The 20578-nt window shown below is 61.9% G+C and carries 20 protein-coding genes and 1 pseudogene; 13 read left to right on the top strand and 8 right to left on the bottom strand.

Annotation, left to right across the window (positions count from 1 at the left end; genetic code table 11):
• The first annotated feature begins 142 nt into the window (after nt 1-142).
• Nucleotides 143-1081, top strand: a complete 939-nt coding sequence (locus tag QHC67_RS05200) for an isoaspartyl peptidase/L-asparaginase (protein ID WP_319291962.1) — start codon at nt 143-145, stop codon at nt 1079-1081.
• A 14-nt stretch (nt 1082-1095) separates the two neighbouring features.
• On the opposite strand, the gene QHC67_RS05195 is transcribed toward QHC67_RS05200, so the two are convergent.
• On the bottom strand, nt 1096-1986 hold the full coding sequence (locus QHC67_RS05195; protein WP_319291960.1) for an SMP-30/gluconolactonase/LRE family protein: 891 nt from the start codon (nt 1984-1986) through the stop codon (nt 1096-1098).
• Nucleotides 1987-2102: 116 nt separating this feature from the next.
• Here QHC67_RS05195 and QHC67_RS05190 point away from each other — a divergent pair, with 116 nt between their 5' ends.
• On the top strand, nt 2103-2537 hold the full coding sequence (locus tag QHC67_RS05190) for an acyl-CoA thioesterase (RefSeq protein WP_319291957.1): 435 nt from the start codon (nt 2103-2105) through the stop codon (nt 2535-2537).
• A gap of 11 nt (nt 2538-2548) precedes the next feature.
• Here QHC67_RS05190 and QHC67_RS05185 read toward each other — a convergent pair whose 3' ends face one another.
• From QHC67_RS05185 to argH, 4 genes are read right to left on the bottom strand one after another with little or no spacing between them, the layout of a single operon-like run.
• Nucleotides 2549-3322, bottom strand: a complete 774-nt coding sequence (locus QHC67_RS05185; protein WP_319291954.1) for a bifunctional precorrin-2 dehydrogenase/sirohydrochlorin ferrochelatase — start codon at nt 3320-3322, stop codon at nt 2549-2551.
• Between the two features lie 4 nt (nt 3323-3326).
• Entirely contained in the window at nt 3327-4589 is a 1263-nt protein-coding gene (lysA, locus tag QHC67_RS05180; RefSeq protein WP_319291952.1) for a diaminopimelate decarboxylase, read from the bottom strand.
• Between the two features lie 10 nt (nt 4590-4599).
• Entirely contained in the window at nt 4600-4848 is a 249-nt protein-coding gene (locus QHC67_RS05175; protein ID WP_319291950.1) for a hypothetical protein, read from the bottom strand.
• Nucleotides 4845-6218 carry an argininosuccinate lyase gene (gene argH, locus QHC67_RS05170; RefSeq protein WP_319291947.1) on the bottom strand — a complete coding sequence of 458 codons (1374 nt, stop codon included), beginning with the start codon at nt 6216-6218 and terminating at the stop codon, nt 4845-4847. The genes QHC67_RS05175 and argH overlap by 4 nt, the downstream gene beginning before the upstream one ends.
• Nucleotides 6219-6246: 28 nt before the next feature.
• Here argH and QHC67_RS05165 point away from each other — a divergent pair, with 28 nt between their 5' ends.
• A complete protein-coding gene (locus QHC67_RS05165; RefSeq protein WP_319292220.1) occupies nt 6247-6858 on the top strand; it encodes a TlpA disulfide reductase family protein in 612 nt (203 codons plus the stop codon).
• A gap of 17 nt (nt 6859-6875) precedes the next feature.
• Here QHC67_RS05165 and QHC67_RS05160 read toward each other — a convergent pair whose 3' ends face one another.
• Nucleotides 6876-7097: a hypothetical protein gene (locus QHC67_RS05160; protein WP_319291944.1), complete on the bottom strand. Its 222-nt coding sequence runs from the start codon at nt 7095-7097 to the stop codon at nt 6876-6878.
• Nucleotides 7098-7263: 166 nt separating this feature from the next.
• Here QHC67_RS05160 and QHC67_RS05155 point away from each other — a divergent pair, with 166 nt between their 5' ends.
• The 4 genes and pseudogenes from QHC67_RS05155 (at nt 7264) to QHC67_RS05140 (ending at nt 11842) form a co-directional block, all read left to right on the top strand.
• Nucleotides 7264-7440 carry a hypothetical protein gene (locus tag QHC67_RS05155; RefSeq protein ID WP_319291941.1) on the top strand — a complete coding sequence of 59 codons (177 nt, stop codon included), beginning with the start codon at nt 7264-7266 and terminating at the stop codon, nt 7438-7440.
• Nucleotides 7437-10109, top strand: coding sequence for an aconitate hydratase AcnA (acnA, locus tag QHC67_RS05150; RefSeq protein WP_319291938.1), 2673 nt, complete (start codon nt 7437-7439; stop codon nt 10107-10109). Before QHC67_RS05155 ends, acnA begins: the two co-directional genes overlap by 4 nt.
• Before the next feature lie 117 nt (nt 10110-10226).
• Entirely contained in the window at nt 10227-10931 is a 705-nt protein-coding gene (locus tag QHC67_RS05145) for a glutamine amidotransferase (protein WP_319291935.1), read from the top strand.
• 88 nt (nt 10932-11019) lie between these two features.
• Nucleotides 11020-11842 (top strand): annotated as a pseudogene (locus tag QHC67_RS05140) (D-amino-acid transaminase).
• 21 nt (nt 11843-11863) lie between these two features.
• Here the strand turns inward: QHC67_RS05140 and QHC67_RS05135 are convergent.
• Nucleotides 11864-13306 carry an HlyD family type I secretion periplasmic adaptor subunit gene (locus QHC67_RS05135; protein WP_319291932.1) on the bottom strand — a complete coding sequence of 481 codons (1443 nt, stop codon included), beginning with the start codon at nt 13304-13306 and terminating at the stop codon, nt 11864-11866.
• Nucleotides 13307-13357: 51 nt separating this feature from the next.
• Between QHC67_RS05135 and QHC67_RS05130 the strand changes: the two genes are divergently transcribed.
• The 4 genes from QHC67_RS05130 to QHC67_RS05115 all read left to right on the top strand — a co-directional run bounded on the left by QHC67_RS05130 (nt 13358) and on the right by QHC67_RS05115 (nt 18488).
• Nucleotides 13358-15610, top strand: a complete 2253-nt coding sequence (locus tag QHC67_RS05130) for an ATP-binding cassette domain-containing protein (protein ID WP_319291930.1) — start codon at nt 13358-13360, stop codon at nt 15608-15610.
• A 98-nt stretch (nt 15611-15708) separates the two neighbouring features.
• Entirely contained in the window at nt 15709-16437 is a 729-nt protein-coding gene (locus tag QHC67_RS05125) for a hypothetical protein (protein WP_319291927.1), read from the top strand.
• A gap of 31 nt (nt 16438-16468) precedes the next feature.
• Nucleotides 16469-18115 (top strand): hypothetical protein, encoded by a 1647-nt coding sequence (locus QHC67_RS05120; RefSeq protein ID WP_319291925.1) that lies wholly within the window; start codon nt 16469-16471, stop codon nt 18113-18115.
• 1 nt (nt 18116) lies between these two features.
• Entirely contained in the window at nt 18117-18488 is a 372-nt protein-coding gene (locus QHC67_RS05115; protein WP_319291923.1) for a PilZ domain-containing protein, read from the top strand.
• Here QHC67_RS05115 and QHC67_RS05110 read toward each other — a convergent pair.
• Nucleotides 18485-19429, bottom strand: coding sequence for a glutaminase (locus tag QHC67_RS05110; protein ID WP_319291922.1), 945 nt, complete (start codon nt 19427-19429; stop codon nt 18485-18487). The genes QHC67_RS05115 and QHC67_RS05110 overlap by 4 nt on opposite strands.
• A gap of 47 nt (nt 19430-19476) precedes the next feature.
• On the opposite strand from QHC67_RS05110, the gene QHC67_RS05105 reads away from it, so the two are divergent.
• Nucleotides 19477-19677, top strand: coding sequence for a hypothetical protein (locus tag QHC67_RS05105; RefSeq protein ID WP_319291920.1), 201 nt, complete (start codon nt 19477-19479; stop codon nt 19675-19677).
• Between the two features lie 99 nt (nt 19678-19776).
• Nucleotides 19777-20574, top strand: a complete 798-nt coding sequence (locus QHC67_RS05100) for a crotonase/enoyl-CoA hydratase family protein (RefSeq protein ID WP_319291918.1) — start codon at nt 19777-19779, stop codon at nt 20572-20574.
• Nucleotides 20575-20578: the final 4 nt, after the last annotated feature.

Below are 20578 nucleotides of genomic sequence, written 5' to 3'. Positions count from 1 at the left end.
AGCCGTTTAGAAGCGGGCCGTGAAGGACGCCGCGACCTGATCCGTATTACACGGCCGTCATCGGGGCCTTTGGTTGCCGATTTTCGGTGCGTTGTTAAAGCACGCTATAAGCCCTTGCCAATCCAAGATGCGGAGTACCGTCATGTCCAACATCCACTCTGGCCGGTGGTCCCTCGTGATCCATGGCGGGGCTGGCAGCATGTCCCGCTCCAACCTGTCCTCGCCGGAGGACGCGAAGGCCCGCACGGGCCTGAACGCCGCGCTCGATGCCGGTAGCGCGATCCTGAAAAAGGGCGGGGGCGCACTTGATGCGGTCGAGGCGGCAGTGAAGGTGCTGGAGGACGATCCGCATTTCAATGCCGGGCGCGGATCGACCTTCACCTACGAAGGCCGCAACGAAATGGACGCCGCGATCATGGACGGCACGACGCGTGCCGCAGGCGGCGTTGCGCAGACCACCCGCACGCGCAATCCCGTCAGCCTTGCCCGCGCCGTGATGACGAACAGCCCGCATGTGCTCCTGAGTGGGGAGGGGGCGGACAGATTCTCGGTGGAGCAGGCACTGGAACAGGTCGATCCATCCTGGTTCGCAACGCCGGAACGCCTGCGCCAGCTGGAAGAATTGAAGAACCGCAGCCATGGCCATTTCGATACCGACATGAAATATGGCACGGTCGGAGCGGTAGCGACGGATGCGCTGGGCCATGTAGCCGCGGCCACATCGACTGGCGGTCTCACCGGCAAGCGCTGGGGCAGGGTGGGGGACACGCCGGTGATCGGCGCGGGAACCTACGCCGACGACCGCGCGTGTGCCGTCTCCGCAACAGGTGTTGGAGAGTACTTCATCCGGATCGGCATAGCCCATGAAATCGCGGCGCGCGTTCGCCTGATGGGCGAGACATTAAACGAGGCTGCTCAGACCGTTATCCATGAACTTGGCGAAATGGGCGGGGTAGGGGGCGTCATCATGACGGCGCCGGATGGACAAAGTGCCTGGCTGTTCAACACCCCCGCCATGTACCGGGGATCGGTCAGCGCTGACGGCACGCGCCGCGTCGCTATCTATGGAGATGAGGAGTGATGGTCGGCTGAGGTCTATAGCCCGAAGTCCCATTCCGGCAGGCCAGGCACTTCAACGCGGAAAGTGAAGATCGACCCGGCAAGCGGCTGCTCGGCCAGTTGGACATCGGAAAGGCCGGTGCGCGCCGTGGTCACATAGGCCGTGCGCCGGTCTTCGCCGCCGAACACGATCATCGTCGGCCGCGTCACCGGCAAGGCGATCTCCATCAAAATCTCACCCTCGGGGGAGAGCCGGGCCACGCGTCCCCCATCGAACAGCGCGGTCCAATAGCAACCCTCCTGATCGACCGATCCGCCATCCGGTCGCCCTTTTCCGAACGGAAACTGATGCAGGATGCGCCGTCCCGACAATGTCCCCGTGGCCGGATCGCACTCGTAGCCGCGCAACGCGTGACTTGGCGTATCGGCATGATAGAAGCGCCGCCCATCCGCGCTGAACGCAGCGCCGTTGCATGTCAGCATACCGCCCTCGATCTTCGTGATCACACCGTCGCGGTCCAGTCGATAAAGCGCCGCATCATGCGCGGACTTCTTCAAGTTGACGCTGCCGGCCCAGAATCGGCCCGCAGGGTCGGTGCGCCCGTCGTTGAAGCGGATGTCCGGGCTCGCTGTGAACAACTGCTCTCCAAACGGCAAAGGTCTGGCGTCCCAGCCCTCCAGCGTTGCAAAGCCCTGCTTCATCGCAAGCAGCAGTCCACCAGACTTCCGAAAGGCGAAGCATCCGACGGGCGCATCGAAGGTACGGATTTCGTCAACACCACTCTCCGGGTCGAAGCGATGCAAGGCGTTGGCGGCAATATCCACCCAATAAAGCCGCTTCTCCCTGGCGTGCCAGCGTGGCCCTTCGCCCAATTCCGCGTGGGCTTTCAAAGCTATCATGGGCAAGAACAGGTCCGATTGTGTCATAAACGCAGCTATTCCTTGTTTTTCGACGCTTGGCGACTTCGTACGATTGCATATTGCCAAGCGATGGCTAAGCAAAGCCTAGGGCAATATTGCACGTGAAATACGAAGGACAGGACATGGCCAAGCCCGAACCCTGGCGTCTCGAACTCGACCGCTATCCTTTTGTGACGACTGCGGACACGCGTTTTCGCGATCTCGACATCATGGGCCATATCAACAATGTCGCCATGGCGGGAATCTTCGAGACCGCACGCGTCCGTTTTCACCATCATCTTGGCCGCCACCCGCATGATCAGGGCGTCCGCTGGCTGGTTGCGTCGGTGCATCTGGAATACCTTCAGGAGGCGCATTTTCCGCATGAAATGACGATAGGCTCTGCCATCGGCCATGTGGGGAATACAAGCTGGAAGGTGCTGTCCGCCGCCTTTCAAAATGGAGAATGCGTGGCGATCTGCGACAGCATCGTCGTCACGCATGGGCCCGACGGGCGACGGATCGTCGACGACACCTTGCGTGCGGCTATGGCAGCGAACACAATCCGCCAGCCCTGAAACAGGCGGGTCTAGACCGCCTGCATACTCAGCCAGAGGGATAGACCGGGGCCGGGCTTTGCGGGCGCCGCCGCCGCAGCGATCCGCTGGGCATCGGCACGTGCGCGGATCAGGATCGCGGGCGGTACGTCAGCGGTATGATAGATGCGGTCTGCTTCGCCCATGAGCCGCGCGGTCTTCAAGGTAAGGTCGTCCGGGTCCGCCGAGGACAAAGTGATCGCCACCATCCGGTCGGTAACCGGTTCGGCCGCCGCAGCCAGCCAGCGTTCCACAGCGTCCGCGCTCTGGACCTTGAGTGGGTCCAGCGGTCCACCGGTGGCGAGAGCGGCATCGAGTGCGCGTCGCCGTTGCGCCGGCGACGGCCACCGCGCCTGAATCGCCGGTCGCAGGCTCTCCAATGTCCGCGCCACTATCCCGAGGCTCGCGGGCAGCAGCGCCTCGATCCGCTGCCGCACGGCTTTCGCCAAGCCTGCGGACGCGCCTCCGGTGCCGACCGCGACGAGCACCGGATCGCGATCGACGATGGCAGGCAGCGTGAAATCACAATGTTGAGGGCGATCCACAGCATTGACGAGCACGCCACGTGCCTTCAGCCGAGTGATCGCAGCCTCGGCCTCCACATCTTCTTCCATGGCTACGATGGCGAGCGCCGCCTGCGCCTCTTCTCCGACGATCTGCGCACCGGCGCGCTCCAGCAGGCGGCGCTTTGCGTCAGCGGCGTCGCCCGTGCCCACGAGCATGACCGGTCGGCCTGCCAGCCGGAAGAACAGCGGCAGGCTGTGCATGGCGCTACGCCAGCCAGTCGGGAATGATGTCCCCGTCGATCAATGTCTGGATCGGGGGCCGCGGGCGCACCACTGCCCATTTGTCGCCCGATACCAGAACCTCCGGCGTCAGGGCGCGGCTGTTATAGGTGCTCGCCATCGTGGCCCCATAGGCTCCAGCCGTCATGAACGCGACCAAGTCTCCGGCCTGAACATGGTGCATTTCGCGGTTCGTTGCGAAGGTGTCACCACTTTCGCAGACCGGGCCGACGATGTTCGCGGTCGTCAACTTCCCACTCGGTTTCACCGCCCTGATATCATGCCAGGCATCATACAGGCTCGGCCGAAGCAAGTCGTTCATGGCAGCATCGACAATGACGAACGGCTCGCTCGCGCCCTGCTTGACGCGTACCACCTGCGAAAGCAGCGCGCCTGCATTGCCGACGATCACGCGGCCAGGCTCGAACATTAGCCGGACGCCCCAGTCCTTCGTGACGCGCGTGACCATCTCGCCATAAGCGGCCGGGCTGGGCGGAACCGGCAGGCTGGGATCATAGGGAACGCCCAATCCTCCCCCAAGATCGGCTGTGCGGATGTCATGCCCTTCGTCCCCTAAAGCTTCGATCAGAGCGCCCACCTTGAGGAAGGCGGCTTCCAATGGGGCGAGGTCCGTCAGCTGGCTGCCGATATGGACGGCGACGCCCTGCACATCCAGGCCGGGAAGCTGCGCCGCCCGGTCATAAGACGCAATCGCCCGGTCATAGGGAATACCGAACTTGTTCTCGGACTTGCCGGTGGAGATCTTCGCATGCGTGCCCGCATCCACATCCGGGTTGATGCGATAGGCGACGCGCGCCACCTTGCCCGCTGCGACGGCGACCTCGTTCAGCATTTCAGCCTCCGGTTCGCTCTCCAGATTGAACTGGAAGATACCGTGTTCGAGCGCCAGCTTCATTTCCTCGGCGGTCTTGCCCACGCCGGAAAAGACGATCCGGTCGGCAGCTATGCCTGCCGCCAGCGCCCGCAGCAGTTCGCCGCCCGATACGACGTCGGCGCCCAGACCAAGCTTCGCCAGCGTGGCCAGCACGGCGGCATTAGGATTGGCCTTTACGGCGAAAGCGATCAATGGGTCCTCGAGCGCACGCAGGGCATCGCGGAACACGCCGACGTGACGCGTCAGCGTAGCGGTCGAGTAGACGTAAACCGGCGTGCCCACTGCTTCCGCAATCGCGGCCATGGGCACATGCTCGACGTGCATCACGCCGTTACGATAATCGAAATGATCCATGTGATCTCGCTCAGTCGGCGGTTGGCGGCAAATTGAAGGGATCGTCCTGCCGTTCCTTCGACTGCGTCAGCAGTTCGGCGTTGCGTTCGGGCCGGGATTGCGGTGACGGCTCCATCAGTTCCTGCGGCGTCTGCGGTGCAGTCGCCCCGCGCGCAATCGGTATTGCAGGCGCGCCCTCGGCTGGTTTGAGCGCCTGCCGTCCTCCACAGGCACCCAGCGCCGCCAGCAGAGCGATGCTTGCAGCCAGTCGATATCTCATAGCTTCGGCTCCTTCGCACGTGCTTCGGCAATCCGCGCCCGTACCTGATCCGGCGCAGTGCCGCCATAGCTGCGCCGGCTTGCGACCGATGCGTCGACGCTCAGCACCTCGTACAGCGTGTCGTCGATCCGTGCATCGATGTCTTGCAAGGCGGGAAGGGACAGCTCCGCAAGCTGAACGCCTTGATCCTCGGCCAGCTTCACCGCGCGCCCCGTGATATGATGCGCCTCGCGAAACGGCACATTGGCTTCGCGCACCAGCCAGTCGGCCAGATCGGTTGCCGTCGCATAGCCGCTTTCCGCAAGCGCCCGCATCCGATCAGCGCGGAAGGCAACCGTCTCGATCATCCCGGTCAATGCGGCGATCGACAGGCCCAGTAGGTCATGCGCTTCGAAAACCGGTGGCTTGTCGTCCTGCATGTCCTTGGAATAGGCAAGCGGCAGACCCTTCATGGTGATGACGAGAGCCGTCATGCACCCGGCGATGCGCCCCGAATGGCCGCGGACGAGTTCCGCTGCATCGGGATTGCGCTTCTGCGGCATGATCGAACTGCCGGTGGAGTAAGCGTCCGGCAGTTTCACGAACCCGAACGGCTGGCTTGCCCATATCACGAACTCCTCGGCCAGGCGTGAAAGATGCAGACTGCATTGGGTGGCAGCCATCAGGTAATCCAGAGCAAAGTCCCGGTCGGACACGCTGTCGAGGCTGTTGGCTGTCGGCCTGTCGAAACCAAGCGCCGCCGTGGTGGCATGGCGATCGATCGGAAAACCCGTCCCCGCCAGGGCCGCTGCGCCAAGCGGACATTCGTTCATCCTTGTCCGCGCATCGGCGAAGCGCGACCGGTCCCGGCCGATCATCGCATGGTAGGCCATCAGATGATGGCCCAATGTCACCGGTTGCGCCGACTGCAGATGCGTGAACCCCGGCATGACGGTATCGGCATGTTCCTCGGCGCGATCCAGCAACGTGGATTGAAGCGCCGCCAATGCGGTCTCCACTTCGTCGACTGCATCACGCACCCACAGGCGAAAGTCCGTCGCCACCTGATCGTTGCGGGACCGGGCCGTGTGCAGCCGCCCTGCGACCGGCCCGATCAATTCGGAAAGCCGTGACTCCGTGACCATGTGGATGTCTTCGAGGTCCAGGTTCACCGGAACTCCGGATGCTGCATATTCTGACGCTACGCTGTCCAGGCCCGCGCTTATGGTAGCTGCGTCTTCTGCGGACACGATCCCCTGCTTGCCCAGCATTGCGACATGCGCCTTGGACCCCGCGATGTCCTGCCGCCACAATCGCTTGTCGAAGGGGATGGAGGCGTTTATCTCGCGCATGACTGAAGCGGGACCGGCGGCAAATCGCCCACCCCACATGCTATTGGAGACTTCCTTGCGATCCGTGATGGCCTTGCTCCTGCTGACCGGCGTACTTGGCGGATGCGATAGGCAATCGCCGCCGTCCGGGCAAGCCGCTGCGAACGATATGGCCGCTGGCAATGCAGCAATTGCCATGACGCCCGACGAAGTGCCAAGCACCAAGGGCGATGACGATCAAGCCGCCTTCAAATTCACGCTGGACCGTAGCAAGAAGGGGACCCCCGCCCCCAAGTTCACTTTCGCTGCGCCCGGTGGTGGAGACGCGACCCTCCAGGATTTTGCGGGTAAGCCTCTCCTCGTCAACTTATGGGCGACGTGGTGCACGCCCTGCGTCGCGGAAATGCCTACGCTGGACGGGGTGGCGGGCAGCTATGCGGGCAAAGGACTGCAGGTCCTTACGATCTCCCAGGACAGTCAGGGCGCCGAGCGCGTTGATGCCTTTTTCGCGAAGCGGAAGTTCAAGCATCTCAAGGCCTGGCTGGACCCGGAAAACCAGTTCGGCTTCCATTATGCTACCGGTCTTCTACCGACCAGCGTGCTGTATGATGCGGAGGGCAAGGAAGTGGCGCGCGTGATCGGCGCAATGGATTGGGAGGGGCCCGAAGCCAAGGCATTGCTGGAGGAAGCGACAGGTTAGTCCTGGCGTCGCTGATTTCAGATCCGCGTAAGTCCTTCAAAGCGCCATCCACTGGCGAGCGGCAGCGCTGTTTCGCAAAAGGCGCACTGTGCCATCACTCGGCCGACGAGCCAGTGGCTCTTGCCGCATCCTGGACAGGCGTTGGCGCTGTTCTGGCGATAGAGCAGCATGGATTTGGCAGGCACGGAGCGCCTGATCCGCAGAGCGGGTTCGGGTGATGAGCTGCTCAACATATCCATGACGGCCTCCCTGCATCATATATCCGAGACAGAACGTGCGGCAGGCGAAATGTTTCCGCAACGCGATGAACCGGTCCGCTAAAGTAGATTTATGCTTTTGAGACATTCGCGCGACCACACATGTTAACGGCCCGATTGGCATGCGAACCGTTGACTCAGGACAGCCATGCGCTATGGCGCAGGCGCACCGGGATTTACCCGCTTCGACCGCCGGTTGATGCATGGTGCGGCCATGGGTGAAGGGCGCCCTTTCAAGAAGACGCTCTGCCGGTTCGGCCCCGCTGTCGCATCCTCCCCATCCGCGCGGCCACCAGCTTTTGCGACGGAGACGCACGACCAATGACAGCCATCGGACAGGACACACTCGGCACCCGCGATACGCTCAGCGTCGGCGGGACGGACGTTGCCATTTACAGCCTGAAGAAGGCTGCGGCAAAGCTGGGCGACGTATCGCGCTTGCCTTTCAGCATGAAGGTCTTGCTGGAGAACCTGCTCCGCTTCGAAGATGGCGTCACTGTCACCGTCGAGGACATCCAGGCTATCGTCGACTGGCAGGTCGAGCGGAAATCCGTTCGTGAGATCCAGTATCGCCCCGCGCGCGTGCTGATGCAGGACTTCACGGGCGTTCCCTGCGTCGTCGATCTGGCCGCCATGCGTGACGCGATGAATGCGCTGGGCGCAGACGCGACGAAGATCAATCCTCTGGTTCCCGTTCATCTTGTGATCGACCATTCCGTCATGGTCGACGAATTCGGCACGCCCAAGGCGTTCGAGGATAACGTCGAGCTTGAGTATCAGCGCAACATGGAACGCTATGAGTTTCTGAAATGGGGCTCCAAGGCGCTGGACAACTTCAAGGTCGTTCCTCCCGGCACTGGCATCTGCCATCAGGTGAACCTGGAGAATATCGCACAGGCTGTCTGGTCTTCGGCTGGCCCGGACGGCGTGACCGTGGCCTATCCCGACACCTGCGTCGGCACCGACAGCCATACGACCATGGTCAATGGCCTCGGCGTGCTCGGCTGGGGCGTGGGTGGTATCGAAGCCGAAGCGGCAATGCTCGGCCAGCCTGTTTCCATGCTCATTCCCGAGGTCGTCGGCTTCAAGCTCACCGGCACCTTGGCCGAAGGGATTACGGCTACCGATCTCGTCCTAACCGTTACGCAGATGCTGCGCGCCAAGGGCGTCGTCGGCCGCTTCGTCGAGTTCTACGGTCCCGGCGTTTCGGCGCTGTCGCTCGCGGATCGCGCAACCATCGCGAACATGGCTCCGGAATATGGCGCGACCTGCGGCTTCTTCCCGATCGACGACAAGACGCTCGACTACATGCGTCTGACCGGCCGTTCGGAAGAAAACATCGCGTTGGTCGAAGCCTATGCCAAGGAGCAGGGTTTCTGGTTGAACGTCAGCGATGCAGAGCCTGTATTCACTGACACGCTGGGCCTCGACATGGGTACGGTCGAGCCTTCGCTGGCCGGTCCCAAGCGTCCGCAGGACAAGGTAATCCTTTCGCAGGTCGATGACGTGTTCAACGCGGATCTGGCGAGCATCTACAAGAAAGCCGCTCCGGCGCGGGTGGATGTCGAAGGCAAGGACCATGGCATCGGCGACGGTGATGTCGTTATCGCTGCGATCACCTCCTGCACGAATACCTCCAACCCGTCCGTTCTGGTTGCGGCGGGCCTCGTCGCCAAGAAGGCATTCGAGAAGGGCCTGAAGCCCAAGCCGTGGGTCAAGACCTCACTTGCTCCGGGATCGCAGGTTGTCACTGACTATCTGAACAAGGCTGGTTTGACGCAGTATCTCGATGCTATCGGTTTCAACCTCGTAGGCTATGGCTGCACCACCTGCATCGGCAACTCGGGCCCGCTGGCTCCGGCTATCAGCAGCGCGATCAACAACAACGATATCGTCGCCGCCTCCGTACTGTCGGGGAACCGCAACTTCGAAGGCCGCGTGTCGGCCGACGTTCGCGCCAACTTCCTTGCTTCGCCGCCGCTGGTGGTGGCCTATGCGCTGAAGGGTTCGGTCACGACGGACTTCGTTGCCACGCCGATCGGCCAGTCGCATGACGGCACGGATGTTTTCCTGAAGGACATCTGGCCGAGCAATGACGAAATCCGCTCGGTCATGGACGGCGCGCTTACCCGCGACATGTTCCAGAGCCGCTATGCTTCCGTCTTCACCGGCGACAGCAAATGGCAGGCGATCGACGTGACCGGCTCCGACACGTACACATGGCGCGCCGGATCGACCTATGTCGCCAATCCGCCCTATTTCGAAGGCATGGGCATGACCCCCGCGCCCGTTTCCGACATCATCGATGCAAAGCCGCTGGCGATCTTCGGTGACTCGATCACGACCGACCACATCTCGCCCGCCGGCAACATCAAGGCGACTTCGCCGGCAGGCGTTTGGCTGCAGGAGCACCAGGTCGCGCAGGCGGACTTCAACAGCTACGGCGCGCGCCGTGGCCATCATGAAGTGATGATGCGCGGCACCTTCGCCAACATCCGCATCAGGAACCAGATGCTGGACGGCGTGGAGGGCGGCATGACTCGTTACAACGGCCAGATTATGCCGATCTATGATGCGGCGATGCGCCACAAGGCCGACGGAACGCCGCTGGTCGTTATCGCGGGCAAGGAATATGGCACGGGTTCGTCACGCGACTGGGCGGCGAAGGGTACGAACCTGCTTGGCGTACGCGTCGTGGTGACGGAAAGCTTCGAGCGTATCCATCGCTCCAACCTGGTGGGCATGGGCGTCCTTCCCCTGCAGTTCGCAGAAGGGCAGAGCCGCGAAACTCTTGGCCTGACGGGCGATGAGACCTTCACCATCACTGGCGTGTCGGGTCTCAAGCCGCGCCAGATGGTGCCGGTGCAGGTAACGCGAGCCGATGGCTCCACCTTCACTTTCGAAGCGCTGTGCCGCATCGATACCGTGAACGAACTGGACTACTTCCTGAACGGCGGCATCCTGCCCTACGTTCTTCGCAAATTGGCCGCATAACTTCTACGTAGGAAGCCCCGTTCAACGACTGGGGCTTCCTACGTCTGCAACGGGGCCTTTGCCGGTCGAAACATTTTTCCAACTCGACAAAAGTTGGGCCGCATCCCTAATCGGCCCGTGACCAAGACCGCTCTAATCGTCAGACATGTCCCTCGCGAAGGCGCAGCCGGGTTTCTCGCGCCGATCGAGGCGGCGGGCTACTCGATTGAGCGCATCGATGTGGCCAATCCTGCTTTCGAGGCAGTAGATCTATGCGCGCCCGACCTTCTCATCATGATGGGTGGGCCCATGGGCGTGTATGAAACGGACATCCATCCCTGGATACCGCTTCAGATTAAGAAGCTGGCGGCGAGGCTGGAAAAAGATCGTCCGACACTGGGCGTTTGTCTCGGCAGCCAGATGATTGCCGCCGCTCTGGGTGCCCCGGTGTACCAGGGTCATACATTCGAACTGGGATTCGCGCCGCTGGAACTTACCGCTGCAGGTAAGGGCTCTCCGGTCAAGCATCTGAGGGGCGTCCGCGTGCTCCATTGGCATAGCGACACGTTCGATCTGCCCGATAATGTCGAACTGCTGGCCTCTACGCAGCATTACCGGCACCAGGCCTTCAGGCGCGGCGCGAATGTGCTTGCCCTGCAGTGCCATGCCGAGATGGGTGAAGATCCCCGGTTCGAGGATTGGCTCACGCATTTCTGGGCCGATCTGGACAGCGCTACTCAGTGTCCCAACGCTCTTCGCGAGGATCACGATATTTATGGACCCGCTGCCGTAACTGCGGGGCGCGTCATGATCGGCGAGTGGCTTGCCGGGCTGAACGCCTAGCCGGTTCCCGCTTTCGCCTGAGATTGCTATCGTTCAAGCTCTCACTGCCGGAAGGATCATCGTGACCGCTATCGCCTATCTCAACGGCATGTTCCTGCCCTTATCGGAGGCTCGCGTGTCCGTGCTCGACAGAGGCTTCCTGTTTGCAGACGGGATTTACGAAGTCGCGGCGGTACTGGACGGTAAACTGGTGGATAGCGCGTCCCATCTGGCGCGGCTGGCACGGTCTTGTGCGGAAATAGCCTTGCCTTTGCCGAGAGATCGAAGATACTCAGCGGGACCTCGTGGCGCGCAACGCCCTGGTTGAGGGTCTGGTTTACTTTCAGGTTACGCGTGGAGTTGACACCGTGCGTGACTTCCTCCCGCCTCAGAATATTTCGCCCACGCTGGTGATGTTCGCGACGCCCAAAGCCATCATAGCTTCTCCTGCCGCTCAAAAAGGCGCCAGCATCAAGACCGTCCCGGACCTGCGCTGGGCACGACGTGATATCAAATCTATCGGTCTGCTGGCGCAGGTGCTCGCCAAGCGGGAAGCTGCTGCCGCAGGATGCGACGACGCTTGGTTGGTCGATGAAGCTGGCCAGGTGACCGAAGGCGCGTCGGCCACGGCTTTCATTCTCACTGCCGACGGCGTTCTGGTTACGCGGCCCAATTCTCAATCCATTCTGCCGGGCTGCACGAGTGCGGCTGTCACAGCCCTGGCACAGGAAACGGGCATTGCTCTCGAGTATCGACCCTTCACCGTCGCGGAAATCCATTCCGCGCGCGAAGCCTTCCATACCAGCGCATCGACCTTCGTCATGCCCGTGGTGCAAGTGGATGGCAAAGCTATCGGCGACGGCAAACCCGGCCCCGTCGCAAAGCGGCTTCGCGAACTTTACGTGGATTTCGCGAGAAGAACGGGCACCTAGTTTGAAGTCTTTACGGCAGCTTCATTCCCGCAGAGCGCTGTCACGTACCCGGATCAAGGGGCCCAGGATATAGTCCATGATGCTCTGGCGGCCCGACTTGATGTTTACTTCGGCCGTCATGCCGGGAATGACAGGTTTTCCAGCGCCAAACTTCGTGGTCTCCGCTCGCAGGCGTACACGGTAGAAGACTTCGCCCTTGGCATCCTGGATAACGTCGGGAGAGACATCCACCACGGTTCCAGCCATCCCGCCATATATTGCGGAATCATAGGCCGAGATCTTGATGTTCGCAGGAAGGCCGGACCAGACTTGCCCGCGGTCCTTGGGCGCGATGCGGGCCTCGATCATCACCACTTTGTCGACAGGCACGATTTCGGCAATCGGCTCGCCGCCGCGGATCACACCACCGACCGTCTGCACGTAGAGTTTGTTGACGATGCCATCCATGGGCGCGCGAATCTCCTCGCGCGATTCCTTGTCGGAATAAGCCCCCAGCGTTTCATCGGCCTTGGCGAGTTCCATGCGGAGTTTCGCCGCTTCGGCCTTCGTTTGCTGCACCGACTTGGTCCACACTTCACCCCGGCGCGCTGAAGACTCACTGAGTTCCGCCATGGCTTGGGGAATTTGGCTTTCCACATCGGCAATCCGGGTCTGCAGCGCCAGAAGCATGGAGCGCTTGTCCAGCACTTCACGCTCGGAAATCGCTTCGGCTTCGTAAGCGCGCTCCAGCTTGCTCAGCTGGGTCATCATCAGCGTCTGCTCGCTCCGCAGGTTCTTCAGCCGGGCTTGCAGACCGGCGATTTCGGCACGCCGCGCGCGTGCCTGCTCCGATATGATGCCGGTTTCCTGCCCCCGCTGGTTCCGGCTGGAGTAGAACAGCGCCTCTTCCGAGGCGGCAATGTCCGGAGCGGCCTCCGCAAGCTCGGCAGGAACCGTGAAGTTCGATGCGCCGCTCACCTCGGCGTCCATGCGCGCCAGGGCGATGCGCTTGGCGACGACGTCTGTGCGCGCGTTCTCTAGGTCCGCCGTGGTAAACTGATTGGTCACACGCATCAGGATCTGGCCTTTGCGCACTCGCTGCCCTTCACTGACCAGCAGATCGTTGACGATGCCACCTTCGAGATGCTGCACGACCTGATTCTGTACGGAAGGCAGCACGCGCCCGGACCCGCGCGTAACCTTGTCGACCTGAAAGAAGACCGCCCAAGCCAGAAAGGCAACGATCAGCAAAGCGAGAACCTTCAGCACGCGCCCTTGCCTGTCCGTCCTGATTCGGGCGCTCCAGGGTGCGACTCCGTCGATAGGAGCGCTAGCCACCTTGATGTCGCCTGCAAAGGCTGCGGCCAGTTCGCGGCTACTTACCCCTTCAAACAGGCTGGAACCGCCCATCGATCGGATGATTCGATCCCTGATCGCGCTGAAATTCATATCCTGATCCCCGAAAATCTCAGCGGCGTTTACCACTCATTATCCTTAAGAATGTTTAATGATCCCCAGAGACATATGGGGACGACCATGCAGCGGGTTTCAGATGAGCAGACGGGCATCAGCCTCTTCGGGCGGATAGCGGGCGCCATTGGTTTGGCGCCCTCACCCCATTCCCGCGCCCGGGAAGGCATGGCGGCGGCCCGCCATTGGCACGGCTCGGTCGAGCCGGCTTCGCTGGTGACGTGTCTTGAGCGGCTCAGCGCGCTCTGCGGCAAGCCAACGCCGCGTGACATGCTGATTGCAGCCTTGCCGCTTCCGAATGGTTTCATGGACCCGCGCCTCGCACCGATTGCGATGGCGCGCGCCGGCCTCGACGCCCGGTGGGACGTCCGCCCACTGGCCAGCCTCACGCCGCAGGACCTTCCCGTAATCATGCAGTTGCGTGATGGTGCATCGGTGTTGCTGGTCGGATTGAGCGACGATCCTCATGCGACCATCATCGATGCGACCGGCGAGAAGACGGTGCCGTTGCCGATACTCAAGGATCTGGTCAGCGAAGATGTACTGGTCTGCGGCCACATCGACCCTGCGAACGGCCTGGATCTGGACGACGAGCGTACGTTCGTCCGCCGTAATCCGCGCCTCTGGCTGCTTGGTACGTTCCTGAGCGAACGCAAGCGACTCGGTCAACTCCTCCTCGCCGCCGCGCTCCTCAACCTGTGCGCTCTGGCGATACCGCTTTATATGCGCGCTGTTTATGATCGCGTGGTGCCCAATCTGGCGATCGAGTCGCTCTGGGCGCTGTCTGCCGGCGTTGCGATCGTCCTCGTCTTCGAATTCGTGTTCAAGCATGTTCGCGGCGGCTTCATCGATGCCGTAGGTGTTCGTGTCGGCCAGGCGATCCAGAATCGCGCCATGGCATCGTATCTCCACGCGCGAGTCGGACATGCGGACAACAGCGTCGGCGGATTGATGACGGCTTTACGCGATGTGGAGGGACTGGCGCTGCTGGTGCCTCAGGCCGTCGTGACCTTCTGCATCGATGTGCCGTTTTTCTTCGGCTACATTGCCCTCATCATGCTGATCGGCGGATGGGCCGTGGCAGGACCGATCGTCGGCGCAAGCGCAATGGTGCTGGTCGGGATCACCGCCGCCTACGCGCTGAAGCTGTCGAGCCGCCGCTCATCGAAGCTGATGCATGCGCGCAGCAATCTGGTGGTCGATGTCACCGAGGGGCTGACGACGATCAAGGCCAATCAGGCCGAGCGCCACTTCCTGCGCCAATGGGACATAGTGTCCGACCATATCGGCATCAGTTCCAGGGTTGCCCGCAAGTGGAGCGACCTTCCCGCGTCCATGGCGGGGCTGCTGGTGCAGATGGTGACCGTGATGGTGGTGATCATCGGCGTGTTCCAGATCAAGGCGGGGATCATGACCACGGGTGCGCTGGTGGCCGTCACGATGCTGACCGGGCGCGCCATGGTGCCGGTGTCCGCAGCCATTTCCATCGTGTCGAAAGGCTATCAGAGCCTGTCGCAATTTGCCGCCCTCTCCAAAATCCTGGGCGCTGAGCCCGAGCGCGAAACATCGGACCCTGCCGTGAAGACTCGCGCCATCAAGGGCGACATCCGGCTGCAGAACGTCGTGTTCTCCTATGCCGAAGCAGCAACGCCGAGCCTCAAGGACATCACGCTCTCTATCAAGCCGGGCGAGAAGATCGCGCTCATCGGCCGGTCGGGATCGGGCAAGTCTTCGCTGCTTCAGTTGCTGGCGGGACTGCATCAGCCGCAAGGTGGTGCCATCACCATCGATGGCAACGCGATAGACCAATATGGCGTCAGCCACCTCCGGCAGAGCATTTCCTATTCGGCGCAGGACGCGACGCTGTTCAATACCTCGATCTGGGGGAACATATTGCTTGGGCTTCCGGAACCGGAGGCTGATATAGTCGAGCGGGCCATCGCCGCTTCCGGCCTGGACCGTTTCGTCAGCCGCAGTGTGGAAGGCTATGGCCGCAACGTGGGACCGAATGGCGTCAAGCTGTCCGGCGGGCAAAGGCAGTCGGTGATCCTGGCGCGTGCGCTCCTGCGCGATCCGCCGATCCTGCTTCTGGATGAACCCACGGCCGCGATGGACATCAACAGTGAACAGGCAGTGATCGAGGGTTTGCGCGACGTTGCGAAGGATAGGACGCTGATTATCGCTACGCATCGCATGGCGTTGCTCGATCTGGTGGACCGCGTGATCTGGCTCGAAGAAGGCAAGATTTTCGCCGACCGCCCCCGTGCCGAGATCCTGATGATGATGCGGGGCCAGCAGGCCGCGAACCAAGCCGCCTGACCCACGATGCTGGTGAGGGTTTGTTAAGGTTAATTGTCTACCAACATCTGTGAAACTGGTCTGCGCATTGATGCGCGGCCTATCCTTGGGGAACGTACGTGGCGGGTGCTTCAGCAGAAGGCGAAGTCAATCACTGGCCGGCATTCGTCGATGTGCTGACGACCGTGATCATGGTCGTCACCTTCCTGCTCGTCATCATGAGCGCGGCCGTGATGGTCCTGTCGCAGCGCACGCTCCAGACGATCAAGGCTCAGATGGAGGCCAAGGAACACAAGACCAGCGACAGTATCGATAACGCGTCGTCGTCTTCCAAGGATCGGAATGGCGAGACCGTCACTTCGCAAGTCACTGCCGAAGCGGGGAAGTCCAATGCCGAGCTAGGTGATGTCTTGCGGACGGACAAGCCGATCAACGGTAGCGAGCAACTGACCATCCGGACGCGCGAAACGCCTGATACGCTCAAGCTGCAGATCAAGGCGATGGAGCAGCCCGACGACAGCAAGGGCGTGGAAGTCAAGACTGCCGACGTGCTGTTGCGCGTTACGTTCGAGCCCATGGCCGTTCGCTATAACGACGACGCAACCAAGCAAGTCACGGACTTCCTCAGCACGCGCCAGGCGGCGGGCATGAAGTATGAAATCTGGTCGTTCGCGCCGCAGACTTCCTCGATTACCGAAGCGCAGCGGCTGGCCTTCTACCGCGCGGCCATGACGCGCAACCTGCTCGTGCGGGCCGGGATCAAGCCTGCCGATATCTATACCCAGATCCGCGTGACGGACCCGTCCTCCAAGGACGGCCACAACGTCCGCGTCGTGCTGAAACCCTGATGCCGCACTACCAGCGAAAGTATACGTGACAATGGAACAGAAAATCCGGTCCGAACTTCTGAAAATGACTGCGGTCATGCTGGTGCTGCTGGGCCTCGGCATCTACGCGCATGAATTCGTGATCGCGGGCATTCAGGCCAAGGTCGCGCTGAACCTGTCGATCTTCGCCGTGTTCGGCCTCGCGGCGGGCATCGCGTTCCGCCATGTTCTCAACCTCAGGAACGAAGTGCTGGCGCTCAAGGCGCTCAAGGTCGATTATGGCGACCGTTCGCGGCGGCCGCTCGATTTCTACAAGCATCCGGCGATCGTGTTCCAGGAACCGGAGCTGCTGGGCCAGGGCTATCGGCTGATTACCGAGGAACTTGGCAAGCAGGACGGCCTGCAGATTTCCAATGCGACGGTGCAGGTGCTGTTGCACGACGTTGATCAGCGCATCAACGACCGCAAGTCGACGCTCATCTATTTCTCCGGCCTGATGGTGTTCCTGGGCCTGCTCGGCGCATTCATGGGCCTCATGAAGACCGTCCATTCGGTGGGCGACCTCATCGGCGGCATGGATGTGTCCGGAAATGCTGGCGGCGATAGCTTCGGCAAGCTGATCGAGGGCATGAAGGCGCCGCTGAACGGCATGTCCGTCGGCTTCTCCTCATCGCTTTTCGGCCTGATGACCTCGATGGTGCTTGGCGCGCTGGAACGCTTCATGACCAGCGCCATGAAGACGCTGCGCAACGAGTTCGAGCATTGGCTCTCGAACCTTGCGGCTCTCGAAAACCCGAACGGCGAGGCCGCGGCCCGCTCGACTGGCGACCTGAGCGGCGTCGTGCGGGCGCTGGAGATGGGCGGCAAGCAGCTACGGGATTTGCGCGAAGCCGTTGCGGGCGGCGCGAACATCAATGCGGACGCTCAGCGGTCAATCGTGCATATGGCCGACGCCGTGACCACCTTGTCGCAGTCGGTGCAGCAAGTTTCCGACCCGACGCCGCTGCTCCAGCCGATCGCCGATGTCGTGGCCGAACTGGCGCATAATCAGACGTTGATGGTCGGACAATTCCAAGGTCTTTTCGATATGGCGGAGCGCGACCGCGCGGCTATCCGGCATATGCTGGAAGGCATGAACGCCGGGATCGATCGGCAGGGAATGCTGGACGGACCGCAGCTTCACCAACAGCTGGATCGGATGGTTGCCCTCCAGTCGGAACTGCTGGCGTACAGCGCCGATGCGCCGATGATGGCTACTCCCGTGGGAGCCGGGCCGGATGTCCGGCGTGGTTGGCTCTCGATTTTATGGGCCCCGAGCCCCTCCACCCTGGCACGGCGCGAGCGGAAGAAACTGCGCGCGGAAGTACGGGATGTCACGCTTAGCCAGCGCAAATTCGCGCGTTCGGTGGAGCAGGCGCTCGATCATTCGATCGGCCAGCTGGAGGCGGGACGACGCAGCGACCATGCGATGCTCGCGAATATGATCGCGCAGAATGAGCGCAACCAGGCGCGTCTCACGGCGATGCTGGATCAACTGCAAAGCAGCGCCCCCCGTGCGGAAGGCACTCCCGATCTCGCCGCCGAACTTCACGGTGCGCGGCAGGAAATGGACTTGCTGCGCCGGCGCATGAACCTTTCGCAGGAGCATGAGTCATCGCTGCCGGCCGCGGCCGCCGAAACGAACAGGAAGGCATCGTAACATGACATTATCCTTGCGCCGCCTCTTTGGTACAAAACCAACCTTCAGCCGCTCCGCCGCGCGTTACGCCTGCAAGCTGGAGGGATCGCTGATGGTCATTGACCGGATGGCGAGTTTCGAAGGCCGGGTGATCGATCTTTCCAGTGGTGGGGCGATGTTCCGCCCGCGCCTTGCCTATCTCATGGATCGCCGCGACGTGCCGATCTGTCTGACCGTGGGTCCGGTGGAGGTATTCGGCCGGATCATGAGCACCAGCCCCCAGGGTTTCGGCCTGCGCTTTGATGAACCGATCGAGGAAGAGGAACTTAGCCAGATGCTGGCCCTCGAAGCGCCCGCCATGCCGAAGTTCGCGGCGCGCGCAGCAGCCCGCTAGAGCATTTCGGCCGGATCGAACACGGACCATCCGGTACGCTGCACGAGCCGTTCGAGCGCCAATGTGCCGAGTTGCGAATTGCCGCGCGCGTTTAGGCCGGGCGACCACACGACGATGGATGCGATGCCGGGCGCTACGGCAAGAATGCCGCCACCTACGCCCGATTTGCCGGGAAGACCCACTCGATAGGCGAATTCGCCCGATCCGTCGTAATGGCCGCACGTCATCATCACTGCGTTGATACGGCGCGCCCGCTGCCGTGAGACGATCGTGCGCCCCGTCTCAGGGTTTATGCCGCCGCACATCAGATATCGTCCTGCCAATGCCAGCTGTCGGCAACTCAGGGCCAGGGCGCATTGATGGAAGTACACACCCAAGGTACGTTCGACGGAGTGATGGATGTTGCCGAAGGCGCGCATATATTGCGCCAATGCCATGTTGCGGAAGCCCGTCTCCTGCTCGGCATGAGCGACTTCCTCGTCGATCATGATGCTTTCGTCGCCGGCCAGACCGCGCACGAAGCGCAATATCTCTCCGATCGTCTCGCCGGGCTGGTGCCGACCCAGCAAAATGTCCGAGACCACGATGGCACCGGCATTGATGAAGGGATTGCGGGGGATGCCCTGCTCGGCCTCCAACTGCACGATGGAGTTGAAGGCGCTTCCTGAAGGCTCGCGGCCGACTCGCTTCCACAAGGCGTCGCCGACCATCCCAAGTGCAAGAGTAAGGCCGAACACTTTGGAAATGCTCTGGATCGAGAACGGAGTGTCTGCGTCGCCCGCGACATGGCAGGTGCCATCCAGCTCTATGACAGCGATGCCGAAGCGGCTGTCTGGGACGGCCGCCAGAGGCGCGATATAATTGGCTACCGTTCCACGATCGGATATGTGGGCCATCTCGAGCGCAATGTCTGCAATGATTGAGCTGAGCCGGTCGTTCATGCCTGTTCCTCATTGCCTGCTATCGCGTTGAGCAGCATTATGCCGGGATGCGAACGATATCCAGCGAAGTGGCCGTGCGGCTCTATTACCTTGATGACGGGGAGGGTGGTACGGCCTCTACGCTGTTCTATGGCCCGTTAGGTGAGGCGTTGGCGATCGCCGCGGCAGAACCGGATGATGTGCAGGCGGGATTGTTTCTCCAGACCAGCAACGATGTTGTCGCCTATCTTGATCTGGTTGAAGATTAGCGGCTTGCCATAACCCCCGAATGCAGAGTGTGAAGTAGAGGACCGTAACGCACTTTGCATATTTCCAACACGTGATTTCAGTGACTTAGGAGAGGCTGGATGACATCCGGTGCGCAGGACAAACGGCAGCGACGTGTCTTGCTGGAGGTGTCGGACGGGATAGGGCATTTGCGCCTGAACCGGCCGGACAAGATGAATGCGTTCGATGCGGCGCAGTTTGCGGCGCTTGCCGAGCGGATCGATCAGATCGCCGGGCGGAAGGATATCCGCTGCGTCGTGCTGTCAGGTGCGGGACGCGCATTCAGCGTGGGGCTGGACCTGGAGGTGCTTGCCGATACGAGCCTGCCGGATCTGATGCCGCGGACGCATGGTGACGCGAACGTCTTCCAGCAATGTGCCTGGGGCTTGCACACCCTGCCTGTGCCGGTGATTGTAGCCGCGCATGGCTTCGCTTTCGGAGCGGGGTTTCAGGTGATGCTCGGCGCGGACATTCGGATTGCCGCGCGGGATCTGGAATGCGCGATGATGGAGATCCGCTGGGGCCTTGCGCCGGATATGGGAGGCATCGCATTGCTGCGCAGCATTGTGCGCAGCGACGTGGCTCGCGAAATCATATTTACGGGCAAGCGGATGAAGGCGGAAGAGGCCGAACAGGCAGGCGTGGTGACGCATGTCGCGGACGACCCGCTTGCCATGGCCATGAGCATGGCAAGCGGCATTGCGGCCTCCAGCCCCGACGCGATCCGGGCCAGCAAGCGGCTGCTCAATCTGGAAAGCGATGCCGCCGCCATATTGGTCGAAGAATCGCGTGAGCAGGCGGCATTGCTGGCTTCGGCCAATCACCGCGAGGCCGTGGCGGCGGGCATGGAGAAACGCCCGCCGATATTCCGGGACTGACTCC

Source organism: Sphingobium sp., from assembly GCF_033795625.1.
In the GTDB taxonomy this organism is placed as follows: Bacteria; Pseudomonadota; Alphaproteobacteria; order Sphingomonadales; family Sphingomonadaceae; genus Sphingobium.
Note: the sequence above shows the minus strand (reverse complement) of the source record. Positions and strands in the feature narration are given on the sequence as shown.

Excerpts from the sequence above, each read along its gene's own strand:
- QHC67_RS05200 (WP_319291962.1), top strand. The coding sequence starts at position 143 with ATGTCCAACATCCACTCTGGCCGGTGGTCCCTCGTGATCCATGGCGGG.
- QHC67_RS05195 (WP_319291960.1), bottom strand. The coding sequence starts at position 1,986 with ATGACACAATCGGACCTGTTCTTGCCCATGATAGCTTTGAAAGCCCAC.
- QHC67_RS05190 (WP_319291957.1), top strand. The coding sequence starts at position 2,103 with ATGGCCAAGCCCGAACCCTGGCGTCTCGAACTCGACCGCTATCCTTTT.
- QHC67_RS05185 (WP_319291954.1), bottom strand. The coding sequence starts at position 3,322 with ATGCACAGCCTGCCGCTGTTCTTCCGGCTGGCAGGCCGACCGGTCATG.
- lysA (WP_319291952.1), bottom strand. The coding sequence starts at position 4,589 with ATGGATCATTTCGATTATCGTAACGGCGTGATGCACGTCGAGCATGTG.
- QHC67_RS05175 (WP_319291950.1), bottom strand. The coding sequence starts at position 4,848 with ATGAGATATCGACTGGCTGCAAGCATCGCTCTGCTGGCGGCGCTGGGT.
- argH (WP_319291947.1), bottom strand. The coding sequence starts at position 6,218 with ATGTGGGGTGGGCGATTTGCCGCCGGTCCCGCTTCAGTCATGCGCGAG.
- QHC67_RS05165 (WP_319292220.1), top strand. The coding sequence starts at position 6,247 with ATGGCCTTGCTCCTGCTGACCGGCGTACTTGGCGGATGCGATAGGCAA.
- QHC67_RS05160 (WP_319291944.1), bottom strand. The coding sequence starts at position 7,097 with ATGGATATGTTGAGCAGCTCATCACCCGAACCCGCTCTGCGGATCAGG.
- QHC67_RS05155 (WP_319291941.1), top strand. The coding sequence starts at position 7,264 with ATGCGCTATGGCGCAGGCGCACCGGGATTTACCCGCTTCGACCGCCGG.
- acnA (WP_319291938.1), top strand. The coding sequence starts at position 7,437 with ATGACAGCCATCGGACAGGACACACTCGGCACCCGCGATACGCTCAGC.
- QHC67_RS05130 (WP_319291930.1), top strand. The coding sequence starts at position 13,358 with ATGCAGCGGGTTTCAGATGAGCAGACGGGCATCAGCCTCTTCGGGCGG.
- QHC67_RS05120 (WP_319291925.1), top strand. The coding sequence starts at position 16,469 with ATGGAACAGAAAATCCGGTCCGAACTTCTGAAAATGACTGCGGTCATG.
- QHC67_RS05115 (WP_319291923.1), top strand. The coding sequence starts at position 18,117 with ATGACATTATCCTTGCGCCGCCTCTTTGGTACAAAACCAACCTTCAGC.
- QHC67_RS05110 (WP_319291922.1), bottom strand. The coding sequence starts at position 19,429 with ATGAACGACCGGCTCAGCTCAATCATTGCAGACATTGCGCTCGAGATG.
- QHC67_RS05105 (WP_319291920.1), top strand. The coding sequence starts at position 19,477 with ATGCGAACGATATCCAGCGAAGTGGCCGTGCGGCTCTATTACCTTGAT.
- QHC67_RS05100 (WP_319291918.1), top strand. The coding sequence starts at position 19,777 with ATGACATCCGGTGCGCAGGACAAACGGCAGCGACGTGTCTTGCTGGAG.